Origin of the sequence: Rhizobium sp. BK275 (assembly GCF_014193555.1) — a bacterium.
In the GTDB taxonomy this organism is placed as follows: domain Bacteria; phylum Pseudomonadota; class Alphaproteobacteria; order Rhizobiales; family Rhizobiaceae; genus Rhizobium.
Map to the genome: position 1 here is coordinate 531,254 of NZ_JACHZL010000004.1, position 18,884 is coordinate 550,137.

Below are 18,884 nucleotides of genomic sequence, written 5' to 3' on the forward strand. Positions count from 1 at the left end.
TTTCCGACGAAGCCGGCAGACGTCATGCGGGTGAAACAGGCGTCACCTCGATTAGGACCCATTTGTCACGATTTTCGTCGTATACCGTCTGAGACGGCTCCAATCCCTGTTTGTCGTCGAAGCAACCGAATGCGACCGCTGTGAGCCCAGGCCGGAATTCGGGTTTCCAAAAAACCGTGGTACCGCAAGCTGGACAAAAGTAAAATTCCAGCGATCTGCCACTGTCTCCGATCCGGCGATAGACGGCGGCCTTGCCAGTTTCTTCGGTTGCCTCAGCTGCAAAAAAGACCGCCACTCCGAAGCTCGATCCGGTCCGGCGCTGACATGCGTTGCAATGACAGACCGATACCTTTCGAGGACGGCCATGTGCTATAAGTGCAAGGGCGCCGCATGAACATGAGGCTTTTCTCTTCATCGAAGGGGGTCTCCTCTTTTTCGCAAGGTCCAGCAAAACTGTACAGCCGTTTTGCTGGCATTGCATAAAAGCAGAGAAATCAGGTCGGCGGCGCGTCAAGCGCATGCAGAATGCCGCGCAGCTCGGCGAGGCCACGAAGACGGCCGATTGCCGGATAGCCGGGCGTGACATTCTTCTGCAGGTCGTCGAGCATGCGGTGGCCATGATCCGAGCGGAATACGATCGACTGATCGGCGCTGCGGCGGCGATCCTCGGCAACCAGTTCCTTCAGCACGGCAACCATGTCCACATCGCCTTCGAGATGCGCGCTTTCATGGAAGGTGCGGCCATCGCCCTCACGGGTCGTGGCGCGCAGATGGGCGAAATAGATACGCGAGGCAAAGCGACGGGCAATCGCCGGCAGGTCGTTGTCGGCGCGCACGCCGAGACTGCCGGTGCAGTAGCACATGCCGTTGGCCGCAGCCGGCACGGCATTGAAAAGCGCTGCATAATCCTCAGCCGTCGAAGCGATGCGCGGCAGGCCAAACAGCGAGCGTGGCGGATCGTCAGGGTGCAGCGTCAGCTTTACACCGCGCGCTTCCGCAGCCGGCACGACAGCTTCCAGGAACTCGATGAGATGCTGGCGAAGCTTCTTCGCATCGATGCCCTGGTAGGCGACGAGCTTCTCACGGAACGCAGGAATGGTCAGCGGCTCGGTCGTCGAGCCGGGCAGAGCAGAGGTGATGATGCGGGTAATCTCGGCGATTTCCGCTTCGGTCATGCTTTCATAGACGATCTTGGCCCGCGCCTTGTCTTCGTCGGAATATTCCTCGGCTGCACCCGGACGCTGGAGAACGAACAGCTCGAAGGCGGCAAAGCGCTCATGGTCGAAGCGCATGGCAGTTGCGCCGGTCGGCGTGACATAGTCGAGGTCGGTGCGCGTCCAGTCGACCACGGGCATGAAGTTGTAGCAGACGATCGGGATGCCGCAGGCAGCAACGGCCTCGAGGCTGGCGATCCAGGCTTCGATTTCAGCCTTGGCCTGCGCGCCCTTGCGCTTGACGGCATCGGGGATCGGGATGCTTTCGACGACGCTCCAGGTCAGTTGCGAGCGGCCGGCAGGTGTCGTTTCGATCAGTGACTGGCGCTCGCGCACCTCCGCCTCGGTCCATACGCGGCCGATCGGCACCTGATGCAACGACGAAACGATATTTGTCGCACCGGTCTGGCGCACCTCGTCCAGCGTGACCGGCGCCTCCGGCCCGAACCATCTCCAACCTTGCCGCATTTCGTCTCTCTCCCTTGGTCTGTCGTTCGTTTTCTCAGCAGAAATAGTCGGGGAACTGCGATCGCAGTTCCGCCACGTCGGGTATAACGGCGCTCAAGTGATGAATCATGGCTTCGCGCGCCGCTGCGATATCATGCGCCGCGATGGCATCGCGGATCATTATGTGTTCGCGCACGACATTGTCCATGCGTCCGAGCACCGGCAGCGTCAGGCGTCGCGCCCGGTCGATCTGCACCTTCACCGTCTTCAGAATGATCCAGATGCCGGGATAGCCGGCAATCTGTGTGATCGCCTCGTGGAATGCCTCGTCCTCCTCATGAAAGCTTGAGGCATTGCCGAGTGCGGCATGCGTTTTCTGCCGGGCGATGATCGCATCCAGCCGCGCAATATCGGCCTCCGTCGCAATGCTTGCCGCCATCTCGACCGTCGTTCCCTCAAGCGCCTTGCGCACGACGACGGCCTCCGGAATCGCAGAGACCGGCACCCGCGAAACCACCGTGCCCGATTGCGGATAGATATCGACGAGGCCGCCTTCGGAGAGCCTCAGCAGCGCTTCACGCACAGGCGTACGGCTGACGCCAAAATCCTCGGCGATGCGCTTTTCCTGCAGCACCGTGCCAGGCGGAATCCTCAGCGACACGATATCGGCATGCAGCCGCTCATGGATTGCCGCCGCCGTCGTCACGCGCCGGATTTTTCCACCGGCATCGCGCGGTGCCGGGAAGGCGAGGATTTCAGGGTCGGAAGCCTGCCGCATGCATGGTCTCGGGACGTTGACACTTTCGTGCATACTAGTATATCAATTGAATTCTGTTGCCAAGACATGCCGCGGAGGAGAACGCTGGCATGGCATTGCATCCGGAGGAAAAGCTTCGAGCTGCGAGCATTTGATGCCGCCGGAAAACCGGCGCATCGAGGCATGGGACGTGCATTGCGATGCAAACGGGCGGCGCTCGGGGCAAATGCCGGCACCGCCGCAAAGGAGGAGGATAGAATGAAGATCACACGCAGAACATTCGTCGGCGGAGCTGCCGGCGTCGCCGCGGCCGGGATGTTGCCGTTTCGGGCTTTCGCTCAGGCGAAGGCGCCTGCAAGCCCGGTGACCATCACCATCGTCGATGTCGCCGGCAACCTGGCGCTGACGCAGGGCATGTTCGAAAACTACGCCAAAGCGAAGCCGGAATTCGTCTCCAGCTTCTCCTTCACCAAGGCCCCGGCCCCGGAGCTGCCGGCCAAGATCCAGGCCCAGCAGGCCGCCGGCAAGGTCGATATCGACCTCGTACTGACCGGCACAGACGCGCTTTCGGCTGGTGTCGACCAAGGCCTCTGGGTCGACCTGTCCAGCCACAAGTCGGCACTTCCCAACCTTGAAAGCATCCTGCTGCCGCAGGCATTCAAGATGCAGGCGCTCGCCAAGGATCAGGGCGTCGTCATCACCTATTACCCGTCCGGCCCGTTGATCGAATACATGCCTGACAAGGTGGCGACCCCGCCGAAGACGGCACAGGAGCTGCTCGACTGGACGAAGCAGAACAAGAACAAGTTCCTCTATGCCCGCCCTGCAAATTCCGGCCCCGGCCGCACACTGCTGATGGGCCTGCCCTATCTGCTCGGCGACAGCAACCCGCGCGACCCGGTCAATGGCTGGGCCAAGACCTGGGAATATCTGGCTGCGCTCGGCGAGAACATCGAATACTACCCGACCGGCACCGCAGTCGTCTTCAAGGAACTCGGCGAAGGCACGCGCGACATCGTCGCTACGACGACCGGATGGGATATCAACCCCCGCGCACTCGGCATAGTCCCCGAGGAAGCCAAGGTCGGCAAGCTTGAAGGTTTCCACTGGGTCACCGACGCCCACTATGCGGCGATTCCGAAGGGCGTTTCCGACGAGAAGATCGGCGTTCTGCTCGACGTCCTCAACCACATCTACCAGCCTCAACAGCAGGCGATCGCCTATGACGCCGGCTACTTCTATCCCGGCCCGGCGGTCAAGGACGTCACCCTCGAAATGGCCCCGGCAGAAAGCCAGGAAATCATCAAGGAATTCGGCCGGCCGGAATATGCCGACTGGATCGCCGGCAGCCCACTGGAAGTGCCGCTTGAGCCCAAGCAGCTCGTGCAGGCCTTCCGCATCTGGGACGAAAAGATCGGCGCCAAGAAGGGCTGATCGCTGATGATCGAATGAGCCGGCGCCGGTTTCCGGCGCCGGATTTCTAGCGGCATGACCGCCGACAAATGGAGATTGCATTGACTTTGCCGGTTCAAAACGCAGCAGCGCTGTCATCGCGGAAGAATGCGCGCCTTGAGCTTGATGGCATCAAGCGATCCTTCGGCGCATACAACGCCCTCGACGGCATCGATCTCACGATTGAACCCGGCGAATTCATCGCACTTCTCGGCCCCTCTGGATGCGGCAAATCCACGGCACTGAACTGCATTGCCGGCCTGCTTGGCCTTTCCGGCGGGGAAATCCGCCTCGGCGGCAATCGCATCGACCAGCTGGAGCCGGAAAAGCGCGGCTTTGGCATGGTCTTCCAGAGCTACGCCCTCTTCCCGCATATGAGCGTACGCAAGAATGTGGGCTTCGGCCTCGCGATGCAGGGCATTCGTGGCGAGGAAGCCGACAAGCGCGTCATCGATGCACTCGCCCTCGTGCGCCTCGAAAGCCAGGCGGACAAGCTGCCCGGCCAGCTCTCCGGCGGCCAGCAGCAGCGCGTCGCCATTGCCCGCGCTATCGTCATCCGCCCGCCGATCGTGCTGATGGACGAACCACTCTCTAACCTCGACGCCAAGCTGCGCCTGGAAATGCGCGCCGAAATCCGCGGCATCCACGACCAGATCGGCTCGACCACCATCTATGTCACCCACGACCAGGACGAGGCGCTGTCGCTTGCCGACCGTATCGTCGTCATGAGCCAGGGCCATATCCAGCAGATCGGCACGCCGCAGGATCTCTACCAGCGCCCGGTCAATATCAATGTCGCCGATTTCATGGGCTTCCGCACCCGCATCCCCGGCCGCGTCGTCTCCGTCTCCGGCAATGAGGCAGAAATCGAAGCCGCCGGCGCGCGGCTGACCGGCACCATGCGCGATACGCTCAAGGTCGGCGATGCCGCCGTTCTCTCCGTACGTCCGGAAGACCTCGTCGCGACCACCGACGGCACGGGCATCCCCGTCACCGTTGCCAGCACCGAATATCGCGGCCGCGCCTTCTTCGGCATGGCCCGCTCGAAGGATGGATCGGAACTCTATTTCCGCGCCGATGATGCTTTGCCGCGCGGTGCTGCTGCCTCGCTTCAGCCAGTTGCAGGCCGCTCGCTCGTCTTCAAGGGGGCAGCATGAGCGGCCCGTCGCTGAAAACAAGGCTTGCCGCACAAGGCCTCGACGGCACGACGCTTCTTGTGCTGCCAGGCCTCATATTCATGATCGCCCTCTTCATCTATCCTTTCGTCTATGGCGTCGCGGATTCGCTGATGCCGAAGGATGGCGGGATCTGGTACGAGAACTACGCGAAGTTCTTCTCCGACCAGTTCCAGTACGGCACGATCGCCAATACCATGTGGCTCGCCTTGCCTGTCACCATCGTCAACCTGGCCTTCGCAGTACCGATTGCCTTTCGCGTCCGACTGATGCGCCGCCAGCGTCTTCTGACGACGATCCTGGTGCTGCCGATCACGCTCGGCACCGTCTTCGTCGCAGATGGCCTGCTGACCTTTCTCGGCCCGCGAGGCTGGTTCAACGAGACGTTGATCCTGTTCGGCATCCTGGATTCGCCGGTCAAGCTCACCAACAACTACTGGGGCGTCTTTGCCTCGCTGCTGATTACCGGTTTTCCCTTCGCGTTCCTGCTGACGCTGTCCTACATCACCGGCATCGATCCAGCGATCGAGCAGGCTGCCGCCACGCTCGGTGCCAATGCACGGCAGCGCTTCATGCGCGTTTTCCTGCCGCTTCTGGTGCCCGGCCTTGCCGTGACCTTCTGCCTCTCTTTCGTGCAGGCCTTCGCCGTTTTCCCGTCAGCCGTCCTGCTTGGCGCTCCGGCAGGGCCGACGCGGGTCATCTCGATTGCCGCCTATCAGGCCGCTTTCGAGCAGTATGACCATTCCTACGGCACGGCGATCGCCCTGATCATGGGCGGCGTCGAGCTCATCGTTGTCGTCGCCATTCTCGGCGCACGTTCGTTCTTCTACCGCGGCCCTGCCGGCGGCACGAAAGGCTGAGCCATGATCCGTGACCAGGGCCTTACCTCGAAGATCTGGCGCATCGCCGTCTGGGCGCTCGCCACCCTCTTCGTCCTCAATCTGCTTGCAGTCATCGCAGCCGTGATCGTCAATTCCTTCGCCACACGCTGGCTCGGCACATGGCTGCCACGCGGCTGGACGGATCGCTGGTACTTCAGCGCCTGGAATGAGTTCCAGCTTTCCAGCGTCGTCATCGTCACCTTCGAGATGGCCTTCGTCGTCGTCCTCATCTCCGGCATTCTCGGCGTGATGACCGCCTATGCGCTGGCGCGGCGCGACTTTCCGGGCAAGCGCGCCATCATCCTGCTCTTCCTGCTGCCGCTGCTGATCCCACCGCTGACCTATGGTATTCCGCTGGCCACAGTGCTTTACCAGCTGGGTCTCGGCGGCACGTTCTGGGGCGTAGTACTGATCAATCTCGTGCCGTCTTTCCCCTTCGTCGTGCTCGTCATGATCCCTTTCATCGAGCAGATCGATCCGCGCATCGAGGCAGCCGCCCGTGTCTTCGGCGCCGGCACCACCAGCCTCTTCATCCGTATTCTGCTGCCGCTCCTGCTGCCCGGCATGCTGGCAGCACTTCTACTCGTTCTGGTACGCACGCTGGCGATGTTCGAGCTGACCTTCCTCATCGCCGGACCGCAAACGCAGACGCTCGTCGTCTCGCTCTATTACGCGGTCTTCGCATCCGGCGTACGCGCCAGCCAGTCGATCGATGCGATGGCGGTGATCTATATGGTAACGACGCTCTTCTGGCTCATCATCGCGCTGCAATTCGTCAATCCGACGCAGATCGTCGCCCGAGCCAAGCAGCAGTCGGCGCATTGAGAAGCCGCTGCCGGCAGAACCGGCAGCGGCTCGTACAAATCAGTAGGCTTCAGGGACGTAGAGTTCCGGCGGAACCGGGATACGCTGGTAGTCTTCGTGACGCACGCGCTCGGGAAGCACGATCTCTTCCTTCGGGACCTCTTCATAGGGAATCTGGCTCAGCATATGCGCGATGCAGTTCAGGCGCGCCCGCTTCTTGTCCACCGCCTGGACGATCCACCACGGCGCTTCGTCGATATGCGTGCGGTCCAGCATCTCTTCCTTGGCCTTGGTATATTCTTCCCAATGGACGCGGCTCTGCAGGTCCATCGGCGAAAGCTTCCACTGCTTCAGCGGATCGTGGATGCGCATGTTGAAGCGGAATTCCTGCTCCTCGTCGGTAATCGAGAACCAGTACTTGATGAGGATGATGCCGGAACGCACCAGCATGCGCTCGAATTCCGGCACCGAACGGAAGAACTCTTCCAGCTCATCCTTCGTGCAGAAGCCCATCACACGCTCGACACCGGCGCGGTTGTACCAGCTGCGATCGAAGAGCACCATTTCGCCCGCTGTCGGCAAATGCGGAACATAGCGCTGGAAATACCACTGGTTCCGTTCGCGCTCGGTCGGCGCCGGAAGGGCGACCACGCGGCAGACACGCGGGTTGAGGCGCTGGGTCACGCGCTTGATCGCGCCGCCCTTGCCGGCGGAGTCGCGGCCTTCGAAAAGCACGACGACCTTGAGCTTCTTGTACTGGACCCAGTCCTGAAGACGAACGAGCTCATGCTGCAGGCGGAAGAGCTCGCGGAAGTAAAGCTTGCGGTCGAGCGTCTGCTCGGCCGGGCCGGACATGCCTTCAGCAACCAGCTCGTCGAGCCGGTCCTCCTCCATCTGCATTTCCAGCTCCTCGTCGAAGCTATCGGCGATTTCGTTCTTGATACGGTCGAGCTGAGTGTTTTCGATCATGGCACGCTCCCTATTCAATCCGCTCGATAAAGCACGTTCTCGCCATAGCTATATGACAGAGTTACGACGATCGAAAATTTGCTTTGGCAAAACGCAAAATCAGGAGGGGCGAAACACCGTCGGCCGAAGCTTTCATGGCCGTTTTGCCAAGCCCAATTGGCGGGGCTGACTGATGGCGGCAGCTTGTGCCATGTCAAGTTTTATGTATACATTGATGTTGCTGAGCAATTTCGCGACATCAGCTTTTTCCTCTGGAGGAGAGAGGGAAAACGTTCGGGTCGCGGGCATATCTCCCGGAGAGAGGTATGGTGCGCAACAATGGGAGGAGTATACATGATTTCGTTTTCGAGAAGACTATTGATAGCCGGCGCGGCGCTCGCCACACTTGCCGGCGCGCCTGCATTTGCACAGGAAACGGTCAAGATCGGCGTGATCCTGCCGATGACGGGTCCTTTCGCCTCAACCGGACGCCAGGTCGAGGCCGGCGCTCGCGCATACATGGCAATCAATGGCGACACGGTTGCAGGCAAGAAGATCGAACTTGTCCTGCGTGACGATACCGGTACCGCCGATCAGACCCGCCGCATCGCCCAGGAACTCGTCGTCAATGACGGCGTCAAGATGCTCGTCGGCTTCGGCCTGACGCCGCTTGCCATGGGTGTCGCCCCGGTTCTGAATCAAGCCAAGGTCCCGGCCATCATCACTTCGGCCACGACCTCAGCCATCATGAAACAGTCGCCCTATTTCGTGCGCACCTCGATGGCCGGCCCGCAATCCGCCGTTCCGGTCGCCACTTGGGCTGTCCAGAACAATCTGAAGCGGGTCGTCACGCTGGTGACCGATTACGGTCCAGGCATCGACATCGAAAAGGGCTTTACCGACCAGTTCAAGAAGGAAGGCGGCACGGTCGTCGAAGCGCTCCGTGTTCCCTTGCAGAACCCGGATTTCGCACCCTTCCTTCAGCGCGTGCGCGATGCCAAGCCTGATGCCCTCTTCGTCTTCGTGCCTTCGGGCGTCGGCGCAATCTTCATGAAGCAGTTCGTCGATCGCGGCCTCGCAGATGCTGGCATCAAGCTGATCGCCACCGGCGACGTGACCGATGACGACCTCTTGAACGGCATGGGGCCGGCTGCCAAGGGCGTGATTACCGGACACTTCTATTCGACCGATCACGACAGCCCGGAAAACAAGGCCTTCGTCGCCGAAATTCGCAAGACCAACAAGAACATGCGCCCGAACTTCATGTCGGTCGGCGGTTATGACGCCATGCATGTCGCCTATGCCGCGCTCGAAAAGACAGGCGGCGATACGGACGGAACCAAGCTCGTCGACGCCATGAAGGGCATGGAATTCGTCAGCCCACGCGGCCCTGTTACCATCGATCCGGCAACCCGCGACATCGTACAGGACATCTACATGCGCGAGGTCAAAGAAAAGAATGGCGAGCTCTACAATGTCGAGTTCGCCACTTATCCAAAGATCCACGATCCGAATACGGCTGCCAAGTAAGCCTGTGAAACAGGCGGCGGAAGCAATTCCGCCGCCTGGATGCAGTGAGGTCTCATGCTGACAATCCTGTTCGACGGCATCGCCTACGGCATGCTTCTCTTTGTTCTCGCCTGCGGATTGTCGGTCACGCTGGGCCTGATGAATTTCGTCAATCTGGCGCACGGCGCCTTCGCCATGGCCGGCGGCTATATCACCGTCATCATGATGAACCGCTACGGCATTTCCTTCTACTGGTGCCTGCCGGCCGCCTTCATCCTTACGGCGCTTGTCGGCGTGGTGCTCGAACGTCTGCTCTACCGTCGCCTCTATTCGGCGTCGCATCTCGATCAGGTGCTGTTTTCGATCGGCCTTGTCTTCATGTCGATTGCCGCGATTGACTATTTCATGGGCGGCCAGCAGCAGTTGATCAATCTGCCGCCCGAACTCAGCGGCCGCTTCGGCTTCATGGGTGTCGATATTGGCCGCTACCGGCTCTTCATCATCGTCATCTGCGCGGTGCTGACGATCGCGCTGCAACTGGCGCTCACCCGCACGCGCTTCGGCAGCCAGCTTCGCGCCGCCGTGGATGATGGACGTGTCGCGCGCGGCATGGGCATCAATGTCTCCGTCATCTTCGCGCTGACCTTTGCGCTCGGCTCCGGCCTTGCAGGTCTCGGCGGCGCGCTCGGCACCGAACTGCTCGGCCTCGACCCGAACTTTCCGCTGAAATACCTCATTTATTTCATGATCGTCGTCACCGTCGGTGGTACCTCATCCATCACCGGCCCCTTCATCGCAGCACTTCTGCTCGGTATCGCCGATGTCGCCGGCAAATATTACGTGCCGCAGCTCGGCGCCTTCATCATCTATGCCGTCATGATCCTTGTGCTGATCCTCCGGCCCCATGGCCTCTTTTCCCGGGAGGGCGGCCGATGAGCGGCGAATACAACAACGCCTCTATGGAGGCCATAAAGCTCTTGAAGCGCGCCGGCCGCTGGCAGATCTGGGAATTTGCTCTCTGGCTGGTCGCTATCGCCGCGATCTTCGTCCTGCCGTCACAAATGCTGATCCTGACGGAGATCGCCATCCTGGCACTCTTTGCCATTTCGCTGGATCTGATCCTCGGTTATGCCGGCATAGTCTCGCTCGGCCATACCGCCTTCTTCGGCCTCGGCGCCTATGCGGCCGGTCTCTTCGCTGTGCATGTCTCCGGCGAACCAATCGTCGGCCTGCTGGCAGCTGCTGTCGTCAGCGGCCTCTTCGGCTTCCTGACGAGTTTCCTCGTGTTGCGAGGCTCCGACCTGACGCGCCTGATGACCACCTTCGGCGTCGCCATGCTGCTTGCCGAAGTCGTCAATCAGGCAGCCTGGCTCACCGGCGGCGCCGACGGTCTGAGCGGTGTGATGCTGAATCCGATCCTCGGCTATTTCGAATTCGATCTCTGGGGCCGCACCGGCTATATCTACTGTCTGATCGTGCTTGTCGTTCTGACTTACATCGCCCGCCGCATCGTCAATTCGCCTTTCGGTCTGTCACTGAAGGCGATCAAGCGCAACGAGCGTCGTGCCTCCATGCTCGGCATCTCGCCCACCCGCCGCATCGTTGCGATCTACACGATCTCGGCTGCCTACGCCGGCATCGCAGGAGCCCTGCTGACGCAGACGACGAGCTTCGTCTCGCCCGACGTGCTCGCCTTCCACCGATCGGCCGAGGTACTGCTGGTGCTGGTCATCGGCGGCGTCGGTTATCTCTATGGCGGCGTCTTCGGCGCGGTCCTCTTCTCCATCCTGCGCAACTGGCTCTCGGTCATCACCCCGCAATACTGGATGTTCTGGATCGGCCTCGTGCTCATCATCATCGTTCTGGTCGGCCGCGAGCGTCTCACAAGCTGGCAGACCCTGCTGCCGGGCACGGCACGTAAACGCGAGACGCAGGTGCCGCACACCGTCGCGGAGGAAAACAAATGACGCTTGCGCTGGAAACCCGCCATCTCGTCAAGCGCTTCGGTGGCTTTATTGCCACCAACGACGTCTCGCTGCAGATCCGCCAGGGCGCCCGCCATGCGCTGATCGGCCCGAACGGCGCCGGCAAGACCACGATCATCAACCTGCTGACCGGCGTGCTGACACCGAACAGCGGCGAGATCCTGCTCGCTGGCGAGGACATTACCGGCCTGTCCTCCTATCGACGCGTCGGCAAGGGTCTTTCCCGCACCTTCCAGATCAACCAGCTCTTCGGCGATTTCACGCCTCTCGACTCCGTCATGCTGGCAATCAGCGAACGCAAAGGCCATGGCCGTTTCGCCTGGCGGCCGCTCTCGGCAGACCGCGAAGTGGCTGATGAAGCCGCCAGCTTGCTGGAGCGTTTCCGCCTGATCGATGCCATGGGCACGCCGACAACGCTCCTGCCCTATGGCAAGCAGCGCCTGCTGGAAATCGCGCTGGCGATTGCCATGCAGCCGAAGGTCCTGCTGCTCGACGAGCCCGCCGCCGGCGTTCCCGAAGAGGAACGCCATGAGGTTCTCGGCATCGTCCGCGACCTGCCGGCCAACGTCACGGTCGTGCTGATCGAACACGACATGGACCTCGTCTTTTCCTTCGCAGACCGCATCTCGGTGCTCGCCGCCGGCGCGCTCTTCGCCGAGGGGACTGTCGCCGAAATCTCCAGAGATCCGCAGGTCAAAGCCATCTATCTCGGGGAGGACGCCTGATGGCCGAACTGCTGCGGATCGAACGCCTCGTCGCCGGTTATGGCGAGGCCCATATCCTCGCCAAGGTCGATTTTACGCTGGAGGAAGGCCGCTCGCTGGCATTGCTCGGCCGCAACGGCGCCGGCAAGACCACGCTGCTCAATACGATCATTGGTGTCACCACCCACCATGCCGGCTCCATCCACTTGCAGCAGCGCGATATCACCCGGCTGCGGGCAGAGAAGCGCGCCCCGCTTGGCATCGGTTGGGTGCCGCAGGAGCGCAACATCTTTCGTTCGCTGACGGTAGAGGAGAACCTGACGGCCAGTGCCCGCTCCGGCGCCTGGAATATCGGCCGCATCTATCAGATGTTTCCGCGCCTTAGGGAACGCCGCCGCAATCTTGGTAACCAACTCTCCGGCGGCGAACAGCAGATGCTCGCCATTGCCCGCGCGCTGATGCTCAATCCGAAGGTTCTGCTGCTCGACGAGCCGCTGGAAGGCCTCGCCCCGATCATCGTCGACGAGCTTCTGGCAGCCCTGCGCCGCATCGTCACCGGCGAAGGCATGTCGGCGATCATCGTCGAGCAGAAGGCCCGCAAGGTACTGCCGCTGACGGACGAGGTCATCGTTCTCGAACGAGGCGCGGTCACCTACCGCAACACCTCCGAAGCGCTTCTCGCCTCACCCGAAACCCTGGACGCTCACCTGGGCGTTTGAGGATTAAGCTTCACGCGGCGGCACGCGGGTGATCCGCGCACCGAGCGCGTTCAGGCGTTCCTCGATCCGCTCATAGCCGCGTTCGATCTGCTGGGCATTGTTGATGACGCTGGTGCCCTCGGCGCACATGGCGGCGATCAGCATCGCCATGCCGGCGCGGATATCAGGGCTTTCCACCTGCGCGGCCCGCAGCTTAGAAGGACCGGCGACGATCGCGCGATGCGGATCGCAGAGCACGATGCGCGCGCCCATGGCGATCAGCTTGTCGACGAAGAACATCCTGCTTTCGAACATCTTCTCGAACATCAGCACCACGCCTTCGCATTGTGAGGCAGTGACGATGGCAATCGACATCGTATCGGCCGGGAAAGCCGGCCAAGGCTGGTCTTCGATCTTCGGAATATGGCCGCCGAAATCCGGCTGGATTTTCATCTCCTGCCCCGCCGGCACCACGAGATCGTCGCCCTCGATGCGGCAGCGAATGCCAAGACGCTCGAAGGTCATCAGCGTCGAGCGCAGATGCTCGACGCCCGCCCGACGGATGATGATCTCGGAACCCGTGACGGCAGCAAGGCCGATCAGCGAGCCGATCTCGTTATGGTCGGGACCGATCCGATGCACCGCGCCACCAAGCGGTTGGCCGCCATAAATGGTCATCGTATTGGTGCCAATGCCATCGATCTTCGCACCCATGGCGATGAGGAAATGCGCGAGATCCTGGACATGCGGCTCGGATGCGCAATTGCGCAGGATCGTCTTGCCTTCGGCCGCAACAGCCGCACAGAGCGCATTTTCCGTCGCCGTGACGGAGGGTTCGTCGAGGAACACGTCAGCGCCCCGTAACCGCTCGGCGCGGAAATTGTAGGAGCCATTGACGTTGATCTCGGCCCCGAGCTGTTCGAGCGCCAAAAAGTGCGTGTCGACGCGGCGGCGGCCGATAACGTCGCCGCCCGGCGGCGGCAGCGTGATTTCGCCGCAGCGCGCCAACATCGGGCCGGCCAGCAGGATGGATGCGCGGATGCGGGCGCAAAGGCCGGGATCGAGATCGGCCGGCTTGAGATCGCTCGCCTCGATTTCGAGTTCGTTGCGACCGAGCCAGCGTGCCTTGGCGCCGACGGACTGGATCAGTTCGACAAGTGCTTCGACATCACGGATACGCGGCACATTGGTCAGATGTACCAGCTTGTCGGTCAGCAAGGAGGCAGCAATGATCGGCAGGGCGGCGTTCTTGTTGCCGCTCGGTTGGATCTCGCCGGCAAGACGGTGCCCACCCTCGACGACATACTGAATTCGCTCATGCGGCTGGGCCTGTGCCACTGCTGTCATCCTTGTTCGATTCGATTTTCAGAGGGCATATCTGCTTTGTCATTGTGACATCGGAGTGATCGCCCATTGGGAAGTGTGGCTGTTTTTAGCGCCGCCACGCGTGGACGGCTAGAGGCAGGGCGACCGGAGGAAACCATAAAAAACGGCGCCCTCCCGAGCGCCGTCGTGAACACCGTGGATGGTGGTGTCGAACCTCAGCTCTTCTTGCTACGCCAGCTGTCGGCGTAATTCTCGCGAGCTTCACGGGAATAGGGCGTGGGCGACACGCGCACACGGATTTCCGCCTGCTTGTGCGGTTCGACCGAGGTCTTGCCGGAGCCGCCATCGGGTTCGCCCCAGACGAGGGTCAGCACGTCGCCAACCTCGACATCGGCATCGACGATGCCGAGCGAGAGCATGCAGCGCTCATTGTAACTGTAGCCGTTGAACATCGACATGCCGACCATCTTGCCGTCGCGCATGATCTTGTCGGCACTAGTCGAGGCATAGTTCGGCTGCGGGAAATCGATCCACTTGAAATGATCCTCACCCGGACGGAAAGCCGAGGCGATGACGTTGACGACATCTTCGGCATTCCATTCGAAGGTCACCTTCTTGCGGCTCGTCTGGCCCTTCAGTTTTTCAAGTGCGGATTTACCGATGAAGTCGTCCTTCTTCCAGCCGATGTAGAAGTCGTAGCCGAGCTCGAACGGAGTGACGTAATAGTCCTCGATATTGCTGGAAACGAAACTGCCACCGATCGCACCCGTCGCCTCATAGCTGTCGGCGCCGAGCCAGTCGCGATAGGCTGCCAGCATGCCATCACCCGTATAGATGCCCGGCAGCGGCGACGGGATCCAACCGGATTCCAGCGTGTTGGTAGAGTAGGCACGGCTGCCGCAACGCACGAGATCGACGCCCGCCGCCTTTGCCGATTCCAGGATCACCGACTGGATATAGGCCTTGTCTTCGTAAGGACCCCAGATTTCCAGGCCCGGCGCACCGGACATGCCGTGGCGCAGCGCATTCACCGTCTTCGAGCCGAGCTTGATCTTGTCGACATGGAAGAACTTGATGTCAGGGATCGGCCCACCATTCATCCTCTCGAATATCTTGGGAGCATCCGGTCCCTGGATCTGGTAGCGGTAATGCGTACGTAGCACACGTTCGCCTTCCGGTCGCGAAGGCGAGCGCGGATCATATTTCAGGCGCACATTCCACTTGCCGTATGCTGCACAGAACATCAGCCAGTTGGAAGTCGGCGAGCGGCCGACGAGGATGAACTTGTCCTCGCGTTCGCGGAAGATGATCTGGTCGCCAATCACATGACCGGCCGGCGTGACCGGCACGAAATGCTTGGCACGGTTCGTATCGAAATTCGAGAAGGAGTTGATGCCGTGATAGGCCAGGAACGTCTCCGCATCGGGGCCTTCGACTGTCAACTCGTCCATATGGTGCGACTGGTCGAAGAGGACGGCGGAGTTGCGCCACGCGGCCTGCTCCGAACGCCAGTTGGAGAACTCGGCCGCCACGACCGGGTATACATACATGCCGACCTTGGAGTTGCGCAGCAGCTCCACCGTATTGCCGGCCGACTTCAAAACTTCGGATAGGTTCGATCTCGCCACCTGATGTCCTCCCATTGACATGCGATAATGTATACATGAAATGCCCAATGCGATCAGATTGCAAGCCTATTTTCTTCTGACAGCACGGTATTCGATGCGGCAGAAACGCAAAAGGGCGGCCCCAGACCGCCCTCTCGAAGCTGGATTTACCCGACTACCGGTGAATGAGCGCAAGCCCCCTGATCTGCTCGATCAGGGTTGGATCCTCCGCCAGAATGTATTCAAGATTACGTCGCGCCGTGCGCGCATGCTCCCTGGCGATCGCTTCCGCGCGACTGCCTTCGCGTGCTTCGATCGCGCTGACGAGCGCCCTGTGCTGGTCCTGCGCGGATCGGAGCGAACGGCGGAAGGTAGCAATGTCAGCCTTGTCGGGCAGGAAGGCGGAGGGTGAGGCAAAGGGCAGCGAACTCGCCCGTTCCACCTCGCGGCGGATGATCTCGCTGCCGGCGAGTGCCGCAAGCTGGTGATGAAATTTCTCATTCAGGTCGGAATAGGCGTCGAAATCGACATCGTCGAGTTGCTCGCCGAAACAGGCGTCGAGCTTGATCACCGTATGCTTGATCTCGTCGAGCGCTTCGGGCGCGGCACCGCGCTCTGCAGCGAGCCTTGCTGCCATGCCCTCCATGACGCCGCGCACCTCGATGGAATCGACCACGTCGGCAAAGCCGAAACGGCGAACCACGAAGCCACCATTCGGCAGGCGATCCAGAAGCCCCTCCTCCGTCAGCCGCGACATCGCCTCGCGCACCGGCGTGCGCGAAATATCCAGCGCCTCCGCCAATGGCACTTCGAACAGCCGCGTGCCCCCCTGCAATTCGCCGCTCAAAATCTTTTCCCGCAACTCGATAACGGCGCGACGACCATGCGTTGCGGCTTCACTCTGCTTCATCGGCGCCTCCAATCCCGGCTAGAATGTATACAACAGCGCGAACGCATACAAAACCCCATCCCGAAGCCAATACCTTAGCATGGATCTGTATGCATAATAGCGCTGCCTTTCCTCAAAAAATGGCGATTATCGAACTAAATTCGCCAATCACTTGACATAATGTATACATTTATGGTGTCTGTTTTGCAGGAGGAAAATCGATGACAACGCTCGCGCTCATTCCAGGGCTCGTGTCCGACAGCATCGTCTGGGCACCGCTTGCCGGAGTTGTCACGCACCGTATGCCTGTGCATGCGGCCGATGTGTCCCACAGTTCTTCGATATCAGGCATGGCGGAGAGCGTTCTCGCGGCCACCGAAGGTGACCTTATTGTTGTCGGCCATTCCATGGGTGGGCGCGTCGCGATGGAAATGGCGCGCATCGCACCGAATCGCGTCAGCGGGCTGGTGCTCGCCAATACCGGCCACCACCCGAAACGCGATGGCGAGGAAATCAGGCGCCAGCAGATGATCGATCTCGGTCATCACAGCATGGAAGAACTGGCTGACCAGTGGCTGCCGCCTATGCTCAATCCCGCCCGCCTTACGGATGCGGACCTGGTCGGCAATCTGCGCGCCATGGTGCTGCGGGCCGGCCCCGATGTGCATGAGCGGCAGATCCGTGCGCTGATCAACCGGCCGAATGCCAGCGCCTATATGGCCGAGCTCGGCTGTCCCATCCTGCTTGTCGCCGCGCGCCACGATGGCTGGAGCCCGATCGTCCAGCATCAGGAAATTGCCGATGCGGCGCCGGATACGGAACTGGTCATCATCGAAGATGCCGGCCATTTCGCCCCTGTGGAGCGCCCGGCTGAAGTGACTGCCGCGATCATCGATTGGCTGACCCGTAGATTTGGAGGAATTGATGCCTGAGAAGACAGCGACCATTCCCGATACGCCACTCTTCGACCGGGCCGGCTCGATCCGCGGCTACCGGCTCAACAAGATGGCGATGGCGCTCGGCCAGCCGGAGAACCGCGAAGCCTTCAAGGCGGATGAGGACACCTATCTTGCTCGGTTCGGCCTGAGCGATGAGGAGAAGGCTGCAGTCAAGAGCCGTAATTGGCACGAGATGGTGCGCCTCGGCGGCAACCTGTTCTTCATCCTCAAGATCGCCGCTGTCGACCCGACGCCGATCACTGAGATCGGTGCGGCGCAGGCCGGCATGTCACATGAGGGTTTTCTCTACGAAAGACTGGGGAAGAAGAAAAATGGCTAAGATCATCGGCGGTCTCGGAACGAGCCACGTCCCCTCGATCGGCGCAGCCCTCGACAAGGGCCTGCGCGACACGCCGGACTGGAAGCCTTTCTTCGATGGCTACGAAGCCGGCAAGCAGTGGGTGCGTGAGGTGCGGCCCGATATCGCCGTCGTCGTCTTCAACGATCATGGCAACAGCTTCTTCCTCGACCGCGTGCCGACCTTCGCCGTCGGCGTGGCGGAAACTTATCAGCCGGTCGATGAAGGCTGGGGACCGAGGCCCATTCCAGCCTTCGAAGGTGCCGTCGATTTCTCCTGGCACTTCGTCGATAGACTGGTCGAACGCCATTTCGATCCTCTGGTCTGCCGCGAAATTGAGGTCGATCACGGCCTGCAGGTGCCGATGGAACTCTTCTTCGGCCGGCCTGAGCGCTGGCCGGTCAAGGTTCTGCCGATCTGGGTGAATACGATCCAGTATCCCATCCCCACACCGCAGCGCTGCTGGGAAATGGGCAAGGTACTGCGCGAGGCGATTGAAAGCTGGCCGGGGAACGAGCGCGTCGTCATCCTCGGCACCGGCGGCCTCTCGCACCAGCTTCAGGGCGCCCGCGCCGGCTTCATCAACCAGACAGCCGATCGCGCCTGGCTGGATGGCATTGCCGCCAATCCGGAGCCCTACCGCGCCATGAGCCGTGAGGATTATGTGGAGCAGTTTGGCTCCGAGGGCGCCGAACTCATCATGTGGCTGGTCATGCGCGCCGCCATGAACGAGCGGGTGAACCTCATCCACAAGCACTACCATGCCCCGGCCTCCATGACCGGCGCCGGCATGGTCGTTCTCGAAAACGCCGCCTGATGCCCGCCTTCTTCCTCATGCGCTGCCTGCATCATGCCGGGCAGGAGACTGCCCGCGACCTGCACCGGCCGGCCCATCGCGCCTGGGTGCAGTCAGGCGGCGAAGGCCTTGCGACGGTGCTGATCGGCTCTGCGCTGCAGGACGAGAGCGGAGCCTTGGTCGGCAATTTCGGCATATTGGAAACACCCGGTATCACTGAGGCGAAAGCCTTTGCGGAAGGCGATCCCTTCAACAAGGCAGGCATCGTGGCAAAGATCGAGCTGACGCCACTGCCTGCGACATTCCAGGCCGGACGCATCAGCGATCCGATGACACCAAGGACATAGATTTCGGTTCCGCCACCAGCGGGAGGAGCGCGCCGGAGAGGGGCGATGA

Annotated in this window: 20 protein-coding genes; 13 read left to right on the forward strand and 7 right to left on the reverse strand. The window is 61.3% G+C overall.

The features are described from left to right. Positions 1-22 precede the first annotated feature (22 nt). The 3 genes from FHT82_RS16070 to FHT82_RS16080 are packed head-to-tail and all read right to left on the reverse strand — an operon-like array spanning position 23 to position 2,439. A complete protein-coding gene (locus FHT82_RS16070; protein ID WP_348647619.1) occupies positions 23-586 on the reverse strand; it encodes a GFA family protein in 564 nt (187 codons plus the stop codon). Then, on the reverse strand, positions 495-1,682 hold the full coding sequence (gene uxuA, locus FHT82_RS16075; RefSeq protein ID WP_183732508.1) for a mannonate dehydratase: 1,188 nt from the start codon (positions 1,680-1,682) through the stop codon (positions 495-497). The genes FHT82_RS16070 and uxuA overlap by 92 nt, the downstream gene beginning before the upstream one ends. Before the next feature lie 34 nt (positions 1,683-1,716). Continuing rightward, positions 1,717-2,439, reverse strand: coding sequence for a GntR family transcriptional regulator (locus FHT82_RS16080; RefSeq protein WP_183732511.1), 723 nt, complete (start codon positions 2,437-2,439; stop codon positions 1,717-1,719). 237 nt (positions 2,440-2,676) lie between these two features. Between FHT82_RS16080 and FHT82_RS16085 the strand changes: the two genes are divergently transcribed. The 4 genes from FHT82_RS16085 to FHT82_RS16100 all read left to right on the forward strand — a co-directional run bounded on the left by FHT82_RS16085 (position 2,677) and on the right by FHT82_RS16100 (position 6,751). Further along, on the forward strand, positions 2,677-3,852 hold the full coding sequence (locus FHT82_RS16085; RefSeq protein ID WP_183732514.1) for an extracellular solute-binding protein: 1,176 nt from the start codon (positions 2,677-2,679) through the stop codon (positions 3,850-3,852). Positions 3,853-3,920: 68 nt separating this feature from the next. Then, positions 3,921-5,027 (forward strand): ABC transporter ATP-binding protein, encoded by a 1,107-nt coding sequence (locus FHT82_RS16090; protein ID WP_183732517.1) that lies wholly within the window; start codon positions 3,921-3,923, stop codon positions 5,025-5,027. Beyond that, on the forward strand, positions 5,024-5,905 hold the full coding sequence (locus FHT82_RS16095) for a sugar ABC transporter permease (RefSeq protein ID WP_183732520.1): 882 nt from the start codon (positions 5,024-5,026) through the stop codon (positions 5,903-5,905). The genes FHT82_RS16090 and FHT82_RS16095 overlap by 4 nt, the downstream gene beginning before the upstream one ends. A gap of 3 nt (positions 5,906-5,908) precedes the next feature. After that, positions 5,909-6,751, forward strand: coding sequence for an ABC transporter permease subunit (locus FHT82_RS16100; protein WP_183732523.1), 843 nt, complete (start codon positions 5,909-5,911; stop codon positions 6,749-6,751). 39 nt (positions 6,752-6,790) lie between these two features. Here the strand turns inward: FHT82_RS16100 and ppk2 are convergent, their stop codons facing one another. Continuing rightward, positions 6,791-7,699, reverse strand: coding sequence for a polyphosphate kinase 2 (ppk2, locus tag FHT82_RS16105; RefSeq protein WP_183732526.1), 909 nt, complete (start codon positions 7,697-7,699; stop codon positions 6,791-6,793). 333 nt (positions 7,700-8,032) lie between these two features. Between ppk2 and FHT82_RS16110 the strand changes: the two genes are divergently transcribed. Genes FHT82_RS16110 through FHT82_RS16130 form a run of 5 tightly spaced genes read left to right on the forward strand, consistent with a single transcriptional unit; the run spans position 8,033 to position 12,595 of the window. After that, a complete protein-coding gene (locus FHT82_RS16110) occupies positions 8,033-9,208 on the forward strand; it encodes an ABC transporter substrate-binding protein (RefSeq protein ID WP_183732529.1) in 1,176 nt (391 codons plus the stop codon). A gap of 54 nt (positions 9,209-9,262) precedes the next feature. Continuing rightward, complete coding sequence (locus FHT82_RS16115; protein ID WP_183732532.1) at positions 9,263-10,123, forward strand: branched-chain amino acid ABC transporter permease; 861 nt, start codon at positions 9,263-9,265, stop codon at positions 10,121-10,123. After that, positions 10,120-11,154 carry a branched-chain amino acid ABC transporter permease gene (locus FHT82_RS16120; RefSeq protein WP_183732535.1) on the forward strand — a complete coding sequence of 345 codons (1,035 nt, stop codon included), beginning with the start codon at positions 10,120-10,122 and terminating at the stop codon, positions 11,152-11,154. Before FHT82_RS16115 ends, FHT82_RS16120 begins: the two co-directional genes overlap by 4 nt. Next, the gene (locus FHT82_RS16125; RefSeq protein WP_183732538.1) at positions 11,151-11,897 is read left to right on the forward strand and encodes an ABC transporter ATP-binding protein; all 747 of its coding nucleotides are present in this window, start codon (positions 11,151-11,153) and stop codon (positions 11,895-11,897) included. Before FHT82_RS16120 ends, FHT82_RS16125 begins: the two co-directional genes overlap by 4 nt. Next, positions 11,897-12,595, forward strand: coding sequence for an ABC transporter ATP-binding protein (locus tag FHT82_RS16130; protein ID WP_183732541.1), 699 nt, complete (start codon positions 11,897-11,899; stop codon positions 12,593-12,595). The genes FHT82_RS16125 and FHT82_RS16130 overlap by 1 nt, the downstream gene beginning before the upstream one ends. A gap of 3 nt (positions 12,596-12,598) precedes the next feature. Here the strand turns inward: FHT82_RS16130 and murA are convergent, their stop codons facing one another. The 3 genes from murA to FHT82_RS16145 form a co-directional block, all read right to left on the reverse strand. Continuing rightward, a complete protein-coding gene (murA, locus tag FHT82_RS16135; protein ID WP_348647620.1) occupies positions 12,599-13,912 on the reverse strand; it encodes a UDP-N-acetylglucosamine 1-carboxyvinyltransferase in 1,314 nt (437 codons plus the stop codon). 203 nt (positions 13,913-14,115) lie between these two features. Then, entirely contained in the window at positions 14,116-15,528 is a 1,413-nt protein-coding gene (locus FHT82_RS16140; RefSeq protein WP_183732547.1) for an aminomethyltransferase family protein, read from the reverse strand. 154 nt (positions 15,529-15,682) lie between these two features. Next, complete coding sequence (locus FHT82_RS16145) at positions 15,683-16,417, reverse strand: GntR family transcriptional regulator (RefSeq protein WP_183732551.1); 735 nt, start codon at positions 16,415-16,417, stop codon at positions 15,683-15,685. A 200-nt stretch (positions 16,418-16,617) separates the two neighbouring features. Between FHT82_RS16145 and FHT82_RS16150 the strand changes: the two genes are divergently transcribed. From FHT82_RS16150 to FHT82_RS16165, 4 genes are read left to right on the forward strand one after another with little or no spacing between them, the layout of a single operon-like run. Further along, positions 16,618-17,328, forward strand: coding sequence for an alpha/beta hydrolase (locus FHT82_RS16150; protein ID WP_183732554.1), 711 nt, complete (start codon positions 16,618-16,620; stop codon positions 17,326-17,328). Further along, positions 17,321-17,674, forward strand: a complete 354-nt coding sequence (locus FHT82_RS16155; protein ID WP_183732557.1) for an extradiol ring-cleavage dioxygenase — start codon at positions 17,321-17,323, stop codon at positions 17,672-17,674. The genes FHT82_RS16150 and FHT82_RS16155 overlap by 8 nt, the downstream gene beginning before the upstream one ends. Beyond that, positions 17,667-18,509, forward strand: coding sequence for a class III extradiol dioxygenase family protein (locus FHT82_RS16160; protein WP_183732560.1), 843 nt, complete (start codon positions 17,667-17,669; stop codon positions 18,507-18,509). Before FHT82_RS16155 ends, FHT82_RS16160 begins: the two co-directional genes overlap by 8 nt. After that, positions 18,509-18,835 (forward strand): YciI family protein, encoded by a 327-nt coding sequence (locus FHT82_RS16165; protein WP_183732563.1) that lies wholly within the window; start codon positions 18,509-18,511, stop codon positions 18,833-18,835. Before FHT82_RS16160 ends, FHT82_RS16165 begins: the two co-directional genes overlap by 1 nt. The last annotated feature ends 49 nt before the right edge of the window (positions 18,836-18,884 follow it).